This window comes from Shigella dysenteriae (assembly GCF_022354085.1).
Lineage (GTDB): Bacteria > Pseudomonadota > Gammaproteobacteria > Enterobacterales > Enterobacteriaceae > Escherichia > Escherichia coli.
Map to the genome: position 1 here is coordinate 2860785 of NZ_CP055055.1, position 19536 is coordinate 2880320.

The window sequence follows — 19536 nt, forward strand, 5'->3', positions numbered from 1 at the left end:
AGATCGCATCAGGTTATGTTTCGTTTGTCATCAACCTCAAATCACCAAAATAATTTACTTTATTTCAATAAGATAGATAAGTAGAACTGAGAAAGCCATGCTCTCGTTTCCTAAGAGTTGTTGCATTTTGCTATATGTTACAATATAACATTACACATCATATACATTAACTCTGGAGGAAACTGTTTTGGCGATTCGTCTTTACAAACTGGCTGTTGCTTTAGGTGTCTTTATTGTTAGCGCTCCTGCCTTTTCGCATGGTCATCACTCACACGGCAAACCCTTAACAGAGGTCGAACAAAAAGCTGCTAATGGTGTTTTTGATGATGCCAATGTACAAAACCGAACGCTCAGTGACTGGGATGGAGTCTGGCAATCCGTTTATCCTTTACTGCAAAGTGGCAAACTTGACCCCGTCTTTCAGAAGAAAGCGGATGCAGATAAAACTAAAACATTTGCTGAAATTAAAGATTATTATCACAAAGGTTATGCAACAGATATCGAGATGATTGGCATTGAGGACGGCATTGTTGAATTCCATAGAAATAATGAAACAACATCCTGTAAATATGATTACGATGGATACAAAATACTCACCTATAAATCAGGCAAGAAAGGCGTTCGTTACTTATTCGAATGTAAAGATCCTGAAAGCAAAGCCCCTAAATATATACAATTTAGCGATCATATAATTGCACCACGAAAATCATCTCATTTTCACATTTTTATGGGTAATGATTCACAGCAATCTTTATTAAATGAAATGGAAAACTGGCCAACGTATTATCCATATCAGTTGAGTAGCGAAGAAGTGGTCGAGGAAATGATGTCTCATTGAGTATTCTCATGATAACGCCTCGATGCCGCTTTAGTAAGTCATCATAACTGCCACTGGTCCATCCACAAACGCCACTGAACGCAAGCTAGCTACAGACACGCTCATCACTATGTCGTGTCTGTATATTAATAAGCTAACCCGCATTGAGTTAATCAATAACGGATTCCATACACAATACGGCCAACAGAGAAAGATACCTGTGCTCACGCCATTGCTTATATTGGCTGGTTACAATGTGCACTATCAATTTTTTAAATAACAAATTCTTAAAACCACATCTGTATAAGGAATTTTTAAGGTTCGTGGGATAGCTTGACTGTGAAAATTACAGGAGCTACAAAAATGAACCGATTCTCAAAAACTCAAATTTATTTACATTGGATAACGCTGCTTTTCGTTGCAATAACCTATGCCGCGATGGAACTCCGTGGCTGGTTTCCTAAAGGTAGTAGTACTTATCTGCTGATGCGAGAAACACATTACAATGCGGGTATATTCGTTTGGGTGTTAATGTTTTCACGCCTGATTATAAAACACCGTTATAGTGATCCTTCTATTGTGCCACCGCCACCTGCCTGGCAAATGAAAGCGGCTTCGCTAATGCACATCATGCTTTATATAACCTTCCTTGCACTTCCTCTGCTGGGGATTGCTTTGATGGCTTACAGTGGAAAATCGTGGAGTTTCCTTGGTTTCAATGTGTCTCCCTTTGTTACCCCAAACAGCGAAATTAAAGCACTGATAAAAAATATTCACGAAACCTGGGCAAATATAGGCTACTTTTTAATCGCAGCTCACGCTGGCGCAGCACTCTTTCATCACTACATTCAGAAAGATAATACTCTGTTACGAATGATGCCTCGCCGCAAATAAGTCGATCCCCTGACAAGGAAATGTGAACCATGGACATCAACGCGTCATAAATGTTTACGCAAGTGCACAATGCACCCTTTCCACTATCAACAAGGAGGAGCAGAAACTGTGTAAATCGTACAATGGTAAGACTTATCAAAAATACAGGTTAATTTTGGTATTTAAACCTTTTTTACTTGTTAGTATGATACAAAGGCTTTCAAAAAAGCTGGGAAATTCAACAACTCTTGGAAATTATGGACTTTGTCCCGCGGCTTTAATCTGACGGCCGCGTTCCTTTTTTGACTCAATTATTGACCCCTTCTCTACGCAACTTCGGTTCCCACCACCAACTTTGCGGCAGTTTCATAGGATGAATGTCTAAAAGAATAATGGTGAGCGATAAGAAAACGACTGAATAACTGCACATTTTCGCTCGAAAGCTTCCTGTCAGATCCATAGCGAATCAAGTGCTGAATGTCACAGTATCGAACAGAAAACAGTGACGATCTAACCCTTCAAGAATATTCTACGATTGTTCTGTTTAGGAAAAGCAAGGCGGGAAGTCGGGAGATAAGTCATTGATAAAGTGGCGGAGAGAGGGGGATTTGAACCCCCGGTAGAGTTGCCCCTACTCCGGTTTTCGAGACCGGTCCGTTCAGCCGCTCCGGCATCTCTCCGTTCAGATGGTTGCCATGATGCCAGGAAATTTGGCATTTTAACAGTCCCTGTCCGTGCAATTTTGTTCAAGTGACGAGTTTGCGAGCAAAACGATGATTAAGTGGCCCTGGAAAGTACAAGAATCAGCACATCAAACTGCCCTTCCCTGGCAGGAAGCACTATCGATCCCCCTTTTAACGTGTCTGACGGAACAGGAACAAAGCAAATTAGTCACTCTTGCCGAACGTTTTTTACAGCAAAAGCGGCTTGTTCCTTTACAGGGCTTTGAACTGGATTCATTAAGAAGCTGCCGGATAGCACTTCTATTTTGCCTACCCGTTCTGGAGTTAGGACTGGAATGGCTGGATGGTTTTCATGAAGTCTTAATTTATCCTGCGCCATTTGTGGTCGATGATGAATGGGAAGACGATATCGGTCTGGTGCATAACCAACGTATTGTTCAGTCAGGTCAGAGCTGGCAGCAAGGGCCTATCGTTTTGAACTGGTTGGATATACAAGATTCTTTTGATGCTTCTGGTTTTAACCTGATTATTCATGAAGTCGCTCATAAGCTGGACACCCGTAACGGCGATCGTGCCAGCGGAGTTCCCTTTATTCCGTTGCGTGAGGTTGCTGGCTGGGAACACGATCTTCATGCTGCAATGAACAACATTCAGGAAGAAATCGAATTGGTTGGCGAGAATGCGGCGAGCATTGATGCTTATGCTGCCAGTGATCCTGCTGAATGTTTTGCCGTACTTTCTGAATATTTCTTTAGCGCCCCAGAACTTTTTGCTCCTCGTTTCCCTTCATTGTGGCAACGTTTCTGCCAATTTTATCAACAAGATCCTTTGCAGAGACTGCATCACGCTAATGATACAGACTCGTTTTCGGCGACGAATGTTCATTAATTAACAACTTTGCAGATTAATTAACCAATTGAAATGACTTATGAAATTTAGTGTTGACAGACAAGGTACCGCTAAGTAATATGCGCCCCGTTCACACGATTCCTCTGTAGTTCAGTCGGTAGAACGGCGGACTGTTAATCCGTATGTCACTGGTTCGAGTCCAGTCAGAGGAGCCAAATTCTAAAAATTCGCTTTTTTAGCGCAATGTCACTGACCTTAGTTGAACATTGTTTTTTAACGGATAGCGGGTTTTTAACATCTTATGCGCCCTCGACCTTTATGGTTGAGGGCGTTTTGCTATGAATGCCATCACCATTTTCCCCTCGATTATAAAACTTGAGTTATTCAGTAGTCTCCCCTCTTGCAACTCACACCCAAAACTGCCTAACGAAAAGTTATTAATTTTCAATCATATTGCTATCAGGATTTACATTTTTTCGCTGTGCTAGAAAGGGCGCATTTATGTTAGCTCGTTCAGGGAAGGTAAGCATGGCTACGAAGAAGAGAAGTGGAGAAGAAATAAATGACCGACAAATCTTATGCGGGATGGGAATTAAACTACGCCGCTTAACTGCGGGTATCTGCCTGGTAACTCAACTTGCGTTCCCTATGGCTGCGGCAGCACAAGGTGTGGTAAACGCTGCAACCCAACAACCCGTTCCTGCACAAATTGCCATTGCAAATGCCAATACGGTGCCCTACACCCTTGGAGCGCTGGAATCGGCCCAAAGCGTTGCCGAACGTTTCGGTATTTCGGTGGCTGAGTTACGCAAACTCAACCAGTTTCGTACGTTTGCTCGAGGTTTTGATAATGTCCGCCAGGGTGATGAACTGGATGTCCCGGCACAAGTTAGTGAAAAAAAATTAACCCCGCCGCCGGGTAATAGCAGTGACAACCTCGAGCAACAGATAGCCAGTACTTCACAGCAAATCGGGTCTCTGCTCGCCGAAGATATGAACAGCGAGCAAGCGGAAAATATGGCGCGTGGATGGGCCTCTTCTCAGGCTTCAGGCGCAATGACAGACTGGTTAAGCCGCTTCGGTACCGCAAGAATCACGCTGGGCGTGGATGAAGATTTTAGCCTGAAGAACTCCCAGTTCGATTTTCTCCATCCGTGGTATGAAACGCCTGATAATCTCTTTTTCAGTCAGCATACTCTCCATCGTACTGACGAGCGTACGCAGATTAACAACGGCTTGGGTTGGCGTCATTTCACTCCCACATGGATGTCGGGCATCAACTTCTTTTTCGACCACGATCTTAGCCGTTACCACTCCCGCGCCGGCATTGGCGCGGAGTACTGGCGCGACTATCTAAAATTAAGCAGTAACGGCTATTTGCGACTGACAAACTGGCGCAGCGCACCTGAACTGGACAACGATTATGAAGCACGCCCGGCCAATGGCTGGGATGTACGCGCAGAAGGCTGGTTACCCGCCTGGCCGCACCTTGGCGGTAAACTGGTCTATGAACAGTATTATGGCGATGAAGTGGCCCTGTTCGATAAAGACGATCGGCAAAGTAATCCTCATGCCATAACCGCTGGACTTAACTATACCCCCTTCCCGCTGATGACCTTTAGCGCGGAGCAACGTCAGGGTAAACAGGGCGAAAATGACACCCGTTTTGCCGTCGATTTTACCTGGCAACCTGGCAGCGCAATGCAGAAACAGCTTGACCCGAATGAAGTCGCTGCACGGCGTAGCCTTGCAGGCAGCCGTTATGATCTGGTGGATCGCAACAACAACATCGTTCTGGAATATCGCAAAAAAGAACTGGTCCGCCTGACCCTGACAGACCCCGTGACAGGGAAGTCAGGAGAAGTGAAATCACTGGTTTCGTCGCTACAAACCAAATATGCCCTGAAAGGCTATAACGTCGAAGCCACCGCTCTGGAAGCTGCCGGTGGTAAAGTGGTTACAACGGGTAAAGATATTCTGGTTACCCTGCCGGCGTACCGGTTCACCAGTACGCCAGAAACCGATAACACCTGGCCGATTGAAGTCACCGCTGAAGATGTCAAAGGCAATTTTTCGAATCGTGAACAGAGCATGGTAGTCGTTCAGGCACCTACGCTAAGCCAGAAAGATTCCTCGGTATCGTTAAGTACCCAGACGTTGAGCGCGGATTCCCATTCAACCGCCACACTGACTTTTATTGCGCATGATGCAGCAGGTAATCCTGTTATCGGGCTGGTGCTCTCGACGCGTCACGAAGGTGTTCAGGACATCACCCTTTCTGACTGGAAAGATAATGGTGACGGAAGCTATACCCAGATCCTGACCACAGGAGCGATGTCTGGCACGCTGACGCTGATGCCACAGCTGAACGGTGTGGATGCGGCTAAAGCCCCCGCCGTGGTGAATATCATTTCTGTTTCGTCATCCCGGACTCACTCGTCAATTAAGATTGATAAGGACCGTTATCTCTCCGGGAATCCTATCGAGGTGACGGTAGAACTGAGAGATGAAAATGACAAACCTGTTAAGGAGCAAAAACAGCAACTGAATACCGCAGTCAGCATCGACAACGTGAAACCTGGTGTCACTACAGACTGGAAAGAAACCGCAGATGGCGTCTATAAGGCAACCTATACCGCCTATACCAAAGGCAGTGGGCTTACTGCGAAGCTGTTAATGCAAAACTGGAATGAAGATTTGCATACCGCTGGATTTATCATCGACGCCAACCCGCAGTCAGCGAAAATTGCGACATTATCTGCCAGCAATAATGGTGTGCTCGCCGATGAGAATGCAGCAAACACCGTCTCGGTCAATGTCGCTGATGAAGGAAGCAACCCAATCAATGATCATACCGTCACGTTTGCGGTATTAAGCGGATCGGCAACTTCCTTTAACAATCAAAACACCGCAAAAACGGATGTTAATGGTCTGGCGACTTTTGATCTGAAAAGTAGTAAGCAGGAAGACAACACGGTTGAAGTCACCCTTGAAAATGGCGTGAAACAAACGTTAATCGTCAGTTTTGTCGGCGACTCGAGTACCGCGCAGGTTGATCTGCAGAAGTCGAAAAATGAAGTGGTCGCTGACGGCAATGACAGCGCCACAATGACCGCGACAGTCCGGGATGCAAAAGGCAACCTGCTCAATGACGTCAAGGTCACCTTCAATGTTAATTCAGCAGCAGCGAAACTGAGCCAAACCGAAGTGAATAGCCACGACGGGATCGCCACAGCTACGCTGACCAGTTTGAAAAATGGTGATTATACGGTTACGGCCTCTGTGAGCTCTGGTTCTCAGGCTAATCAACAGGTGATTTTTATCGGTGATCAAAGTACTGCAGCCCTGACCCTCAGTGTGCCTTCAGGTGATATCACCGTCACCAACACAGCTCCGCTACATATGACTGCAACCTTGCAGGATAAAAATGGCAACCCACTAAAAGATAAAGAAATCACCTTCTCTGTGCCAAACGACGTCGCAAGTCGGTTCTCGATTAGCAACAGCGGAAAAGGCATGACGGATAGCAACGGGACTGCAATCGCCTCCCTGACCGGCACGTTAGCGGGAACGCATATGATCACGGCTCGTCTGGCTAACAGCAATGTCAGCGATGCTCAGCCAATGACGTTTGTGGCGGATAAAGACAGAGCGGTTGTCGTTCTGCAAACATCGAAAGCGGAAATCATTGGGAATGGCGTGGATGAGACGACTCTGACAGCAACAGTTAAAGATCCTTTTGATAACGTGGTTAAAAATCTGTCAGTAGTCTTCCGCACCTCCCCCGCAGACACGCAACTGAGTCTGAACGCGCGTAATACTAATGAGAACGGTATTGCTGAAGTTACCCTTAAGGGCACGGTTTTGGGTGTTCATACAGCCGAAGCCTTACTGCTTAACGGCAACAGAGATACCAAAATCGTCAATATTGCGCCCGATGCCAGCAACGCGCAGGTCACCCTGAACATCCCTGCTCAACAGGTGGTGACGAATAACAGCGACAGCGTGCAGCTGACGGCGACGGTGAAAGATCCGTCGAATCATCCGGTGGCGGGAATAACGGTGAACTTCACCATGCCTCAGGACGTGGCGGCAAACTTTACCCTTGAAAATAACGGTATTGCCATCACTCAGGCCAATGGCGAAGCGCATGTCACTCTCAAAGGTAAAAAAGCGGGTACGCATACGGTTACCGCAACGCTGGGTAACAATAATGCCAGCGATGCGCAACCGGTCACCTTCGTGGCAGATAAGGACAGCGCAGTTGTCGTTCTGCAAACATCGAAAGCGGAAATCATTGGGAATGGCGTGGATGAGACGACTCTGACAGCAACAGTGAAAGATCCTTTTGATAATGCAGTAAAAGATCTACAAGTCACCTTCAGTACCAATCCGGCAGATACTCAACTTAGTCAGAGCACAAGCAATACTAACGACAGTGGTGTTGCTGAAGTTACCCTTAAGGGCACGGTTTTGGGTGTTCATACAGCCGAAGCCATACTGCTTAACGGCAACAGAGATACGAAAATCGTCAATATTGCGCCCGATGCCAGCAACGCGCAGGTCACCCTGAACATCCCTGCTCAACAGGTGGTGACGAATAACAGCGACAGCGTGCAGCTGACGGCAACGGTGAAAGACCCATCGAATCATCCGGTAGCGGGAATAACGGTGAACTTCACCATGCCACAGGACGTGGCGGCAAACTTTACCCTCGAAAATAACGGCATTGCCATCACTCAGGCCAATGGGGAAGCGCATGTCACGCTGAAAGGTAAAAAAGCGGGCACGCATACGGTTACCGCAACGCTGGGTAATAACAATACCAGTGATTCGCAGCCGGTAACATTTGTGGCGGACAAAACCTCGGCTCAGGTTGTCCTGCAGATGTCAAAAGATGAGATCACAGGTAATGGCGTCGATAACGCAACGCTAACTGCAACGGTTAAAGATCAGTTCGACAATGAGGTGAATAATCTTCCGGTAACATTCAGCTCAGCCTCTTCAGGACTCACCCTGACCCCGGGAGTAAGTAATACCAATGAGTCTGGCATCGCGCAGGCCACTCTCGCAGGCGTTGCCTTTGGTGAGCAGACGGTCACTGCATCACTGGCTAATAATGGTGCCAGCGACAACAAAACTGTGCATTTTATTGGCGACACAGCGGCGGCAAAAATTATCGAGTTGACGCCTGTCCCAGACAGCATAATCGCCGGTACCCCGCAGAACAGCTCCGGCAGCGTCATCACCGCCACAGTCGTTGATAATAATGGCTTTCCGGTGAAAGGTGTGACTGTGAACTTCACCAGCAACGCAGCGACAGCCGAAATGACGAACGGCGGTCAAGCCGTGACGAACGAACAGGGTAAGGCTACCGTCACTTATACCAATACCCGCTCCTCGATAGAATCAGGAGCGAGACCGGATACCGTTGAGGCCAGTCTGGAAAATGGTAGCTCCACGCTTAGCACATCAATTAATGTCAACGCTGATGCGTCTACGGCACATCTCACCTTGCTACATGCACTTTTTGATACAGTCTCCGCAGGCGAGACAACCAGTCTGTATATTGAGGTGAAGGATAATTACGGCAACGGTGTCCCTCAGCATCAGGTGACCCTCAGTGTTTCGCCAAGTGAAGGCGTGACCCCCAGTAATAACGCTATATATACTACCAACTACTACGGCTATTTTTACGCAAGCTTTACCGCTACAAAAGCCGGGGTTTATCAAGTGACGGCAACCCTCGACAATGGCGATTCGATGCAACAAACAGTGACCTATGTGCCGAACGTCGCGAATGCTGAAATCACGCTGGCAGCCTCGAAGGATCCGGTAATTGCCGACAATAACGATCTCACGACACTAACAGCAACAGTCGCTGATACAGAGGGCAATGCGATAGCCAACACTGAAGTAACATTTACTCTGCCGGAAGATGTGAAGGCGAACTTCACGCTGAGCGATGGCGGTAAAGCGATTACTGATGCTGAAGGCAAAGCGAAAGTCACGCTGAAAGGTACAAAAGCAGGCGCTCATACTGTTACAGCATCGATAACTGGCGGTAAGAGTGAGCAGTTGGTGGTGAACTTTACTGCGGATACGCTCACTGCGCAGGTTAATCTTAACGTTACCGAGGACAATTTTATCGCTAATAACGTCGGGATGACCAGGCTGCAGGCAACAGTGACTGATGGAAACGGCAACCCGTTAGCCAATGAGGCGGTAACATTCACACTACCGGCAGATGTGAGCGCAAGCTTCACTCTCGGACAAGGCGGTTCCGCCATTACTGATATCAACGGCAAGGCTGAAGTTACACTGAGCGGTACAAAATCCGGCACCTATCCCGTGACAGTTAGCGTGAACAGTTACGGTGTCAGTGATACGAAACAGGTGACGTTGATTGCCGATGCTGGTACCGCTAAAATGGCTGGTTTTACCGCATCATCAAGCTCATTCACCGCGAGCACAACCGAGGGCGCGACCCTGACGGCAAGCGTCACTGACGCTTACGGCAACCCGCTAGAAGGTATCAAGGTCAATTTCCGCGGCCCCGCCACCACGCTGAGTAACACCAGTGTCGAAACGGATGCTCAGGGTAAGGCAGAAATCCTTGTGACAAGCACCATTGCTGGAACGAAAGTAGTTACAGCTAATTTGGCAATCGCACCTACCGAAGCCGCCATTCGAATGTTAACTGTCAACGCAGATGTTGATTCTGCGACGATCACCAGTCTGGAAATGCCTGAAGGTCAGGTAATAATCAGAGAACCCATAGCGGTTAAAGCACACGTCGACGACCAGTTTGGCAATCCAGTTGCTGACCAACTTGTGACATTCAGTGCAGAGCCGTCAAGCTTTAACATGGTCATTAGTCAGAATACGGTTTCTACGAATAGCCAGGGTATAGCTGAGGTCACCATGACGCCCGAAAGATACGGTTCGTATACTGTGAAAGCATCCCTGGCGAATGGCTCCTTTTATGAGAAGGACCTGGTGGTAATCGATCTAAGACTAACACTCACGTCATCAAGTCCGCTTATCGGCGTCAATGACCCATCGGGAGCAACTCTGACTGTAAGGTTAACTCATGCAAACGGGGCTCCATTGAGCCATGAACTCGTTACCTTTAGCGTAACGCCCGAAGGTGCAACGTTAAGTAGCCAAACGGCGACAACCAACACTTCAGGTGAGGCACAAGTCGTTCTGACCAGCAATAAAGTCGGTACATATGTGGTGACAGCATCGATCCATAGCGGCGTAATTATTCAGACACAGACAACCGTGAAGGTTACTGGCAACCCAAGCACAGCACATGTTGCTAGTTTTATCGCTGATCCGTCGACTCTCACGGCCAACAACAGTGATATCAGCACGTTAAAGGCTACTGTTGAAGATAGCAGTGGGAACCTGGTCGAAGGTGTCAATGTGAACTTCGCATTAAAAAGAGGCTTTGCCTTTGCCACATTAACGTCATTAACAGCGGTGACCGATCAAAACGGAGTCGCGACAACGAGCGTAAGAGGAGCGATAACGGGGAGCGTCACGGTAAGCGCAGAAACGAGCTATGGTGGGGCGCAAACAGTAGATATAACGCTGGTGGCAGGCCCGGCAGACGCCTCGCAGTCCGTCCTTAAAAACAACCGGTCATCACTGAAAGGGGACTTTACCGAAAGTGCTGAACTATCTCTTGTTTTACACGATCTATCAGGTCATCCGATCAATGTTTCTGAAGGGCTGGAATTTGTGCAATCAGGTACCAACGTGCCCTATGTGCAAATCAGCACAATTGATTACACTCAAAATTTATACGGTGAGTATAAAGCCACTGTTACAGGCGGCGGAGAGGGTATCGCAACGCTGATCCCCGTGTTGAATGGTGTTCACCAGGCTGGTCTGAATACCACGATAGAATTCATTAGCGCGGAAACCAGACCAATGACCGGTACAGTGTCAGTGAATGGTGCAAACCTACCGACAGCTTCATTCCCTTCGCAGGGATTTACCGGGGCGTATTATCAGTTGAATAATGACAACTTTGCACCAGGAAAAACGGCGGCTGATTATGCGTTTTCAAGCACTGCCTCCTGGGTAGGCGTTGATGCTACTGGTAAAGTGACATTCAAAAATGACGGTGATAACAATACTGTAGAAATCACAGCTACCCCAAGATCAGGTGGCGCTATTTACCAAACGCAAGTACGGGTGAAGGGCTGGTGGAAAGATAACAATAATATTATCTTACCATTAAGTCGTGCTGAAAATTATTGTAATAACGAGATCGGCAACGGTTACGCGATTCCTGGCGTGAATCTTTTAAGCAGTGGAGAAAACCGACGCGAAATAGGGTCACTGTTCGGTGAGTGGGGAGATATGGGGCATTATATGGACGCTGATTTTTATTCAGAAATATATTGGTCTTCTAATACCGCAGGTGGAGGCCGACAATACATTGTTTCCCTGGAAAACGGGGCGCATGGCTCTGTTCAAACATCTGAATATTTTCATGTGGCATGTTATAAAAAGAGCTAATTTTTCGCTATATTTTCTTACAGAGTGCTCCATTCGGGGCGCTCTGCTTTTACATTCGTTTGCTGTCAAACGCTCCATTAATATTCCTGCATTTTCCCATACCTCCCTGTTAGTCTGAAGATAGTCGAGCCTCCTTTCGTTTTTAATAAACGCTTTCACACATGGTATAACCACCTGTTCCACGCCAGCGGGAAACAAAGTATATGATCTATTTTGATAACGATCATTGTTGCTATGTAGTCAAATTACGTTAATGTTTAGCTAAGTACATCAAGGAGGAAGATATGTCAGGACGTACAAACAATATCCGTTCATATTTCAATATTACAAATTACATCAGTACCACTCATAATAATGTATGCCTGTTAACGGGGATTTAAGTTCAGGTTGTCTTATTTATGATGGTGAAATACATTACAATGTTTTAGTTCCACCTGATTCGCGTTCGATGTGACTATGATCATTTTCGGTGAGTACTGCTTTGATCTAAAGGCTGGTTTTCTGTGATGATTGACCAGCCTCAGAGTATTGATGACACCACCGTTCATAACAGATCGGCATTACTATTCATAAGTACTGCCTCATATTCTCGCCAAAACACTTTTTAATGCCTTTGCGAATTCATCCAGACTTATATTGTCAATTTTTTGCCCAACGACGACTGACTCCGAAACATCGGCCATTGCGGGCCATCGCGTTTTGTAATCAGCATAAATTGCAACAACGGGGGTATTATAGGCACTTGCCATATGTAATATTGAGGTGTCAGGAGTTATTGCGATATAAGCATCTTTTATGATTGCTGCTGAACGTTTAATCGAGGGTGATAAGGATAAACGGTAGACATTATTATAACAATCCACTAATACCCTGGCTTTACCTTCCCCTTTTGGTCCATGAACGATCACTATTGGTATATCTGTTTCACTTTGAATTTTTTCTATTAGATTTTCTGCAATCGATAGTGAAAATGTACGTTCCTGCGAGCTACCTTCTAAATTGAGCGCAATGTAAGCTCCTAACGATCGCATTTCCTCGCGCACCTCATCGAGTACATCCTCACTTAGTGGCAATTCATATATTGGCCTGACTGCTGGAAAACCCGCCTCACGCATCATAAATGCCCATGTCATGGGTACGGGAGCCCGGAGATTCTGATCCATCCGGGACGCGTTCTTACACACAGGGGAATAGCACTTCATGGTTAAACCAACAACCTGAAAATTCGTTTTTGCTTTCAACTGACTGATAAATAACATCGTTTTCAGGTTCTTTTTACGCATCGCCTCTATACAAAGATCCGGCGTACCGTATTGCTGTGTTATGTTCTTCGCTAAATCTTTTATTTCTTTTAATGTTGCGTGATCCTGCATAGTCATTGTGACTAATGTTAATTTAGTCTGTTCAAGTTTGAGCGCATTAAAGACTTCTAAATTAATTGTCGACGTAACAATTAGTAGATGCTTAATTTTATGCAATTCAAGCGCCCGAATAACAGGAAAGATGGCCATAGCATCGCCAATCTGATCGGGAATATGGATGACAACAAAATCTGTTTTTTCAATATTGAAATTATAAGCTTTATAATCGTAGTAACTAAATGCAATACGTCTCAACAATGATGCTAAAAACATACCTAACCTCGCCTCCCTACTGGTTATAATGCAAAGCAGTCTATCAGACTCATCAGGGTGCCATTTTGTGCATATGCGGACTTTTATGTTTCATATCTCGAACCTGTGGGTCCTCTGCTTAATCCTTAAACAACACCAGCAACTCCCGCGCTTTCATCTTCCAGCGAATTTTTCATGTTGCTGCTCATCAGCCATAAACCGGCATTCCACGTACCGAGTCGGAAATTACTGGAGTCCATGGCCCCGCCACCACTGAATCCTTGGCCGGTGCTTGTCAGCGCGGTACGATTCACATCCCCAAACGATGATTTTCCGCTGTTTGGCGCATCCCACACTTTCGGCGTGAGGTGGCTGGAGTCCACTGGCGCTGGTGGTGTGACTCCTTTCATCGCGTTCATCATTGGATGAATGGATTGCGTCATCAGGAACAGCGTCAATACAGGGATAAGAGCATAGAGTGCTGATGCTACTGATAAATAAGAGCTGTATGTTTCGGCAAGCCCTGGCAAACCCATCCATGTCACCGCGTTACTCTGACTATTCAATGTGCTCCATGTATCAAGATCTGCGGTCGCCACTTTCTTCACGTAGGCATTCACCATAACCGCAGTAATAGGCCACATATTTACGAAAAGAATAAGCTGGAGATATTTTGCAGCAGCGGCCACACCATTTCCCCCGAGAGCCAAAAGCATGAGCAATGCAAATGGGGCAACCATGTACGCAAACATCTCAAGAAACGCGATGGCTGCACCGGACAATTGCAGCCAGAGCTGCCCCTGAGATGCCATGGTATTCGTACGCTTTAATGATGCCTCAAACAACTGCATATCCGAGGCCAGCCCGAGTGGGGTTTTGTACTTGCTGGCACCATTACGGAGTTCATTCATGATGAACAAACTAAGCGTCGCGTCATAAGCACCAATAGCTTTGCCGTACATGCCATTCGCCGACGCCATTACATCCGTGAAGCTCGCTCCTGATGCTGCACCTCCCGCCTCATCTGGAGCAAGGATACCGTTTGTTTGCCCAATCAATGCAATCGTCTGCCGAGCCTCTGGGGTGCTCGTTACCTGTTTAACGGTCGACCAGACCTCTTCACAAGTAGCAGACTTTGAGCTATTCACACCGACAATGTTGGCAGAGGCGTTCTTCAGCGAACCTTTCATCGCCTGATTAATGCGTTCCATGCTATCCACGATATTTGCAGAGAAAATATCGTTAAAAATGGTTTCTTTCCCAGCAATTTTTGCGCTTGAGTTTTGGGTTCCCTTGAGACAGTTATAGGCCAGTGATTGTACTGTCGCGCACACATTCATCGCACCTAACCCGCTGGCTGGTTCGGGAAACGCAGAACAATAGCCCTGGCTGTCACCACCCCATTGTAAGAATTTAACGAAACGAATCATCGGACCAAGAGTAATGTCATCATCAAGCGTCGTTGCGGCAAAGTCGATCGGCGCCAGTGGATCAAATGCCGTTTTGTAGTCTTTGAGTAAGCCCTGGCTAAGGTTCGTGGTGACAGTTCCCATCGCCGCAATAAAAATAGGAATGCCATCGACATTTCTCACTTCACCAGACTTAACTGATTCAATCGTCACATCCACACGAACAATTGCCATCGAAAATAGAATCAGCCCAAGAATCCATGAAAATATCGGCACTTCTGCTTTTGTCGGGTTCAACAGCCAAAGCCACGTTTTATAAAACAGGCTGGCTCCAGCCAGTACCGCTGCCGTCGTTAGAAATGCTTTTACACCGGTGTATTGTGAGAAAATCAGGGCAATCCCGTTCAGGGCGGACCACACAAATTCAATATCGCCAACTGTATAGATGTTGTAATCCATATCAGACCTCAGTTACCTGTGCCACGAAGACTTTCCATGAACGCTTTTCTCTTTAATCGGCGATCATCCCATGCAGAAATGACGTCAGAGCTGTTGCCCACCTGGCTACGGGTTAGCTCATAGGCAGCTTTTACCTGATTGGTCAGGTTTTCAGATAACCTAGTCAGGTCCTGCCGCCGCCCGGAAAGAGATTCGCTGGGTATATTCATAGCGCTGATCTTTGCTTCAACTTGCCGAAGCATGTTAATAACAAGGCTGGTGGCCGCTATCGCACTGATATCCTGGATATAGGCGTAGCCTTCAGGGACATCAAACGTCTGAAGTGAATCAAGAATAGTTGGGATGCCAATATAAGAAATAATGCGTAATTCATCATCAGAGATCCTGACATCACTAATTGCCTTTGTCTGAACCTGAATAAGGAGGTCCGAGATTGTATCCTTCAAACCTTTGAAACCACCATCCGTCACTTCAGACATAACCAGGCATTGCGACTTTCTAGCTGAAGCTGGATCGGGGGCAGGCGAACATTTGAGCATTTTTATGGAACCACCAGCCGGTGGGCCCATGATGAAATCCGATACCGTCATCGTCGACGGGCGAACTTCCATCCCCGCTTTTTCACCTTTAGCGTCCCAGTTGATAATTACAGTACCGACAAGCGACATCAGCTGCTCAGCAAGTCTGTAGCCAGATAGCTCAGTCACGCCACCGATATTCATTGACCCTTTATCGATGTCCATAAATGACATATAGAAAAGGTTTCCACTGAATTTTTCAGCAAACTCTTCAGGGTCTTTTGCTTTTACCTGGGAAGTCACGGTTTCCGGCGACTTTGTCATTGATGAACCAAAATCAGGCAACAGTCCATTAAGAGTGCCAAGCATTGAAGCAGGGCCGGAACTGACAGCATTCGCAAACTGGCTAGGTGGACCAACATTTTCAGTAAGAAACGAATAAGTAGCGTTGCATGAATCTTTGGCAAATTTATTCAGCGCCTGCAATTTATTCTGGATATCGTTAATAGTCGCAGCACAGTCAGCACAGATTGCCGATACCGCGACATTGAATGCATAAATTGCAGCCCCCTGTGCAATACCGCGAGCAACCTGAACCAGCTGATCTCCGTTAATCATACTGAAGGAACCAAGGAAAACATCGATTCCGTTGCAGCCTACGGAAGCTTTGGGAAAAGACATTGACACTAAATTGGTATTCACGTTTGTCGTGCGGTAGGAAAATGAGCCGCCAACCACTCCGGTACGGGTGGCCGTTTCAAAACTAGCTGGGCTCGTAGTCGTCATCATGCCATTGAAAATATTACGCATGGCGTTATCGGCAACGGCATTTGGCGCAATCATCGCCGTGCAAACGGCTAACGATAAAAGTAACTTTTTTGCACAAACATGGAAATCAGCGCGCATATGCACCTCCTAAACTTCCACCCACATTCAGATAGTTCACTGGGTCCGCCGTTGGCATATCGTACCCTTCAAGTTTCTTATCCATTATTCGTTGCAATAAGAACGGATCAGAGTCCATTTCTGATTTATTCACAGTAATTACGCCATCCTCGCCAATGGTATATTGGCGCTTAATATCTAAAGTGGACTGGAAAGAGGCATCATCAATCAGCTTCATGCCTTTTGCAGCCAGAATAATAGTATTCTTGAGCTCCTCAGCAGTGATCATGCCTTCGCTTATTCGTTGCGCTGATGACCCATCTTTTGAGACAAGGAAAATAGTTGGAACTTCACGGATTTTAAATTAATCAATAATCTGCGCATTAGGTACAGAGAAATCCTGGAACAACCCATTCTGTAGTGGTCTGCCGTCCATGCTGACAGGAAGAATGTCGACAGAATAGTAATTCTCCATAAACTGGAGCATTTGACTTTCTTCGTGGCAGAACTGACAAGTACTCTGGAAAAAGAAAAACAGCCCGGATTTAGTGAAAATATCTTTCATAACCGACTGCTGATTTTTCTCGACCACCGTACGATGTGCATCGAGCGCTACCTTTTCAACCGGTTGCCTGCGTTTTTCAGACATCATTGGATTTTTAAGGAAATAATCTTTCGATTTATCCGAAAACCGCGTACCGATATCCAGCATTAAACGTTGTGCTGTATAAAATCTCGATAAATTTTCAGGGGTCGGATTATCCATAGCCTTAGTCAAAAGCTGAGGCATATTGTCCTTTAGCCACTTTGAATTAAGCTCAATCTTTTCTTCTTGTTCTGGCTGGGTCGAAGATGCAACAGGAGGCTTGGTCTCTGTAATTTCTTCCTCAGTTTTCCTTGTCGGGTCGTCATACCAGAAAAAGCCTTTCTTGAAGGCCTGTCCTGATACAAAGGGAGTGTCTTTGATAAGGGCCTGCTCTTCATTTGCATGGACCCCAGTAATAAACAAAGACAGCAGCACTAACATCTTTGAAGGTATTAACGTTAATCGAGTCATTTACCGATCTCCTCATGGAATAGAGGTATGATGGCATAGAAAAAAACTTCATGAGCTCGGTAACGGGGTAGATTTCAAACGTTAAAAAGTCATAAATGTGACTACTAGAAAGACCCTGAAAGGGCTGTTGAACTTCTGTGTGCAGGGAAGGTATGGGAGCTAAAAAGGTGGGAAAATAGTTATCAGCATAGTTAATTGAATCTGAATTCAATTCCAGACGATACTTTTAAAAATTTCTAGATGAGCGCCGCATTCGATTGATTTTCGAATCGGGAATTTTCGATAAATTAAAAAAACTGAGGATATATTATTTGGCAAGAAAACGGTTTAATGTGTTTATATCATATGCAGTATTGACCTAAAAAATGCCATTTCATGTTAGTCATACTTATGCAGAGAAAAGTTAGGCAGAATTGACTGGGTAATGAGCAACTACGGTTGAAAATAATATTAGCATAATCGTTTCAGTTACGTTAGGCCGGAAGCTGTCTGAAGAAAACAGCAACATGTAGCTGATGAATCCCCTAATGATTTTTATCAAAATCATTAAGTTAAGGTAGATACACATCTTGTCATATGATCAAATGGTTTCGCCAAAAATCAATAATCAGACAACAAAATGTGCGAACTCGATATTTTACACGACTCTCTTTACCAATTCTGCCCCGAATTACACTTAAAACGACTCAACAGCTTAACGTTGGCTTGCCACGCCTTACTTGACTGTAAAACTCTCACTCTTACCGAACTTGGCCGTAACCTGCCAACCAAAGCGAGAACAAAACATAACATCAAACGAATCGACCGATTGTTAGGTAATCGTCACCTCCACAAAGAGCGACTCGCTGTATACCGTTGGCATGCTAGCTTTATCTGTTCGGGCAATACGATGCCCATTGTACTTGTTGACTGGTCTGATATCCGTGAGCAAAAACGGCTTATGGTATTGCGAGCTTCAGTCGCACTACACGGTCGTTCTGTTACTCTTTATGAGAAAGCGTTCCCGCTTTCAGAGCAATGTTCAAAGAAAGCTCATGACCAATTTCTAGCCGACCTTGCGAGCATTCTACCGAGTAACACCACACCGCTCATTGTCAGTGATGCTGGCTTTAAAGTGCCATGGTATAAATCCGTTGAGAAGCTGGGTTGGTACTGGTTAAGTCGAGTAAGAGGAAAAGTACAATATGCAGACCTAGGAGCGGAAAACTGGAAACCTATCAGCAACTTACATGATATGTCATCTAGTCACTCAAAGACTTTAGGCTATAAGAGGCTGACTAAAAGCAATCCAATCTCATGCCAAATTCTATTGTATAAATCTCGCTCTAAAGGCCGAAAAAATCAGCGCTCGACACGGACTCATTGTCACCACCCGTCACCTAAAATCTACTCAGCGTCGGCAAAGGAGCCATGGATTCTAGCAACTAACTTACCTGTTGAAATTCGAACACCCAAACAACTTGTTAATATCTATTCGAAGCGAATGCAGATTGAAGAAACCTTCCGAGACTTGAAAAGTCCTGCCTACGGACTAGGCCTACGCCATAGCCGAACGAGCAGCTCAGAGCGTTTTGATATCATGCTGCTAATCGCCCTGATGCTTCAACTAACATGTTGGCTTGCGGGCGTTCATGCTCAGAAACAAGGTTGGGACAAGCACTTCCAGGCTAACACAGTCAGAAATCTAAACGTACTCTCAACAGTTCGCTTAGGCATGGAAGTTTTGCGGCATTCTGGCTACACAATAACAAGGGAAGACTCACTCGTGGCTGCAACCCTGCTTACTCAAAATCTATTCACACATGGTTACGTTTTGGGGAAATTATGAGGGGATCTCT

At 45.9% G+C, this 19536-nt stretch carries 8 protein-coding genes, 2 tRNA genes and 1 pseudogene; 6 read left to right on the forward strand and 5 right to left on the reverse strand.

Annotated elements, in window-relative coordinates; genetic code table 11:
- Nucleotides 1-187 precede the first annotated feature (187 nt).
- The gene (zinT, locus tag HUZ68_RS13850; RefSeq protein ID WP_001007805.1) at nucleotides 188-838 is read left to right on the forward strand and encodes a metal-binding protein ZinT; all 651 of its coding nucleotides are present in this window, start codon (nucleotides 188-190) and stop codon (nucleotides 836-838) included.
- A 342-nt stretch (nucleotides 839-1180) separates the two neighbouring features.
- Nucleotides 1181-1711, forward strand: coding sequence for a cytochrome b (locus HUZ68_RS13855; protein WP_001079074.1), 531 nt, complete (start codon nucleotides 1181-1183; stop codon nucleotides 1709-1711).
- Between the two features lie 569 nt (nucleotides 1712-2280).
- On the opposite strand, the gene HUZ68_RS13860 is transcribed toward HUZ68_RS13855, so the two are convergent.
- Nucleotides 2281-2370: transfer RNA gene (locus HUZ68_RS13860), tRNA-Ser, on the reverse strand.
- A 93-nt stretch (nucleotides 2371-2463) separates the two neighbouring features.
- Between HUZ68_RS13860 and mtfA the strand changes: the two genes are divergently transcribed.
- From mtfA to HUZ68_RS13875, 3 genes are all read left to right on the forward strand, one after another.
- Nucleotides 2464-3261, forward strand: a complete 798-nt coding sequence (gene mtfA / locus HUZ68_RS13865) for a DgsA anti-repressor MtfA (protein WP_001302302.1) — start codon at nucleotides 2464-2466, stop codon at nucleotides 3259-3261.
- Between the two features lie 100 nt (nucleotides 3262-3361).
- Nucleotides 3362-3437, forward strand: a tRNA-Asn gene (locus HUZ68_RS13870).
- A gap of 313 nt (nucleotides 3438-3750) precedes the next feature.
- A complete protein-coding gene (locus tag HUZ68_RS13875; RefSeq protein ID WP_162722142.1) occupies nucleotides 3751-11757 on the forward strand; it encodes an Ig-like domain-containing protein in 8007 nt (2668 codons plus the stop codon).
- A 581-nt stretch (nucleotides 11758-12338) separates the two neighbouring features.
- Here HUZ68_RS13875 and HUZ68_RS13880 read toward each other — a convergent pair.
- The 4 genes and pseudogenes from HUZ68_RS13880 to HUZ68_RS13900 form a co-directional block, all read right to left on the reverse strand.
- A complete protein-coding gene (locus tag HUZ68_RS13880; RefSeq protein WP_094318077.1) occupies nucleotides 12339-13391 on the reverse strand; it encodes a glycosyltransferase family 9 protein in 1053 nt (350 codons plus the stop codon).
- Nucleotides 13392-13516: 125 nt separating this feature from the next.
- Nucleotides 13517-15238, reverse strand: coding sequence for a conjugal transfer protein TraG N-terminal domain-containing protein (locus tag HUZ68_RS13885; protein WP_239593899.1), 1722 nt, complete (start codon nucleotides 15236-15238; stop codon nucleotides 13517-13519).
- An 8-nt stretch (nucleotides 15239-15246) separates the two neighbouring features.
- The gene (trhH, locus tag HUZ68_RS13890; protein WP_001200841.1) at nucleotides 15247-16662 is read right to left on the reverse strand and encodes an IncHI-type conjugal transfer protein TrhH; all 1416 of its coding nucleotides are present in this window, start codon (nucleotides 16660-16662) and stop codon (nucleotides 15247-15249) included.
- Nucleotides 16652-17698: pseudogene (locus HUZ68_RS13900) on the reverse strand (thioredoxin family protein). Before HUZ68_RS13900 ends, trhH begins: the two are co-directional and overlap by 11 nt.
- 619 nt (nucleotides 17699-18317) lie before the next feature.
- Between HUZ68_RS13900 and HUZ68_RS13905 the strand changes: the two are divergent.
- Nucleotides 18318-19526 (forward strand): IS4-like element ISVsa5 family transposase, encoded by a 1209-nt coding sequence (locus tag HUZ68_RS13905; RefSeq protein ID WP_239593901.1) that lies wholly within the window; start codon nucleotides 18318-18320, stop codon nucleotides 19524-19526.
- Nucleotides 19527-19536 lie beyond the last annotated feature (10 nt).